The organism is Stenotrophomonas sp. ATCM1_4, assembly GCF_004348115.1.
Lineage (GTDB): Bacteria > Pseudomonadota > Gammaproteobacteria > Xanthomonadales > Xanthomonadaceae > Stenotrophomonas > Stenotrophomonas capsici.
In genome coordinates, this window is sequence record NZ_QPFB01000007.1 from 1 (window position 1) to 1,611 (window position 1,611).

Sequence of the window (1,611 nt, forward strand, 5' to 3'; positions counted from 1 at the left end):
CTGTTAGCCGGGAAGGTGGGGACGGCCACGCCGGTGCTCTGCAGCGCGGTCACATCCAGCCCCGACGGGCATGCCGCACCACCCGTCGTGCCGCTGCAGCTCACCGCCGTGCAGCTCAACCCGCTGGCCGTATCCCGCACCAACGCGCCATCGGCCGCATCCGGACCGGCGTTGCTCACCACCACCGTATAGCTCGTCGTAGTTCCGCTGGTCACCGTGTCGTCTGCCAGGTCGCTCGGGCCCGAGGACGCCGTGTTGGTCTTGGTGATCGACAGGTCGGCCTTCGCCATTCGCGTGTTGACGAACTGGCAGGTCAGGTCGTCGCCGGCCGCCGGTGTCACGCTGAAGCTGGTCCCGCTGCCGCCTGGGGTCTGCCCGCCCGGCAGGGTGTTGGTACAGCTATATGCGGTGGTGTAGTTCGTCAGTGCTGCGCCGGCCGCCGCTACTTCCGACAAGGTATAGGTCCCACCCAGGGACGCCGCTCCCACGGTCACCGTCCCGGTCGCCGTACTACCACTGCCGCTGGTGGTGACCGGCGCCGGCGCGCCGGCGCCGGTGATGCCTAGGGTGAACTGGTCCGCGGCGTTGAAGCGTCCGTCCGGCAGCGACTTCTGCAGGCGCACGCTGGCCTGCCTGCTGTTGGTATAGGTGCAGGTGATGGTCTCGCCTGCGTCCAGGTCCAGGCTGGCCACTCCCGTGCCAAGGTCCACCGTGCTGCCATTGTCCGGGTCAACGCAGACCAGGTTGGTCAGGGTCCAGCCGGCTGCGGGCGTCTCGGTTACGGTGTAACTGCCCGCGACCAGGCCGGTGAAGGCGTGCGTGTTCGACAACGTCGCGTCGGCATCATCATCCAGGCTGAAGTCGCTCAGGCCGCTGCCGGTGGTGGTGAAGGCAAAATCCTGCGCATCCTTGGGCAGCGCCTCCTTGACGATGATGATGCTGCCACCTTGCACATCGGTGTCGGTGGCCGTGTTGTCGGCAGGTACCGACTCGGTCACGCCCGCCGGCACGGCGATGCTGGCCGTGTTGACCAGGCTGCCGCTGGTGGCCGTGGCAGTGGCGTTCACTGTGAAGGTAACGCTGCCGCCCGGGGCCAGCAGCGGCACCACAACCCCCGTGCTCTGCATCAGCGCCACGCTGGTACTGGCCGCAGCCGGGCATTCCGAGCCGAGGGTGGCGCTGCCGCAGGTGACCCCCGTGACCGACAAGCCAGCCACCGCCGGGTCAGTGAAGACCGCGTCGCTGACCGGAGCCGCACCGTTGTTGGTCACCACCAGCGTATAGACCAGCCCTTGGCCAGTGGCATATGTACCCTGCCCGTCCGTCTTGGTGAGCGTCAGGTTGGTGGTGGACGGCCCGTTGAACTCGGAGGTCGCGCCCGTGTCGCAGGCTGCGGTAAGACAGCGGGTGGCCGTCATGCGCAGGGTGGCCGCATCCACGCCGGCGATGGTGCAGCTGCTGGGCACGGTGGCGCTGGGACTGGCCACGACGCATGAGCCCAGCCAGACCTGGCCTTCGCCGTAGCCGGTCGGGTCCACTGCGCCGGGATTGTTGTGGAAGTCGATCCGGAAGCCGTTGGTGTTTGCACTGGTATCCAGAACGAACTTGACG

1 protein-coding gene is annotated in these 1,611 nt (G+C 67.7%); it reads right to left on the reverse strand.

Annotated elements, in window-relative coordinates:
• On the reverse strand, nt 1-1,611 hold a 1,611-nt coding region (locus ATCM_RS19010), incomplete at both ends, for a DUF11 domain-containing protein (RefSeq protein WP_132866256.1).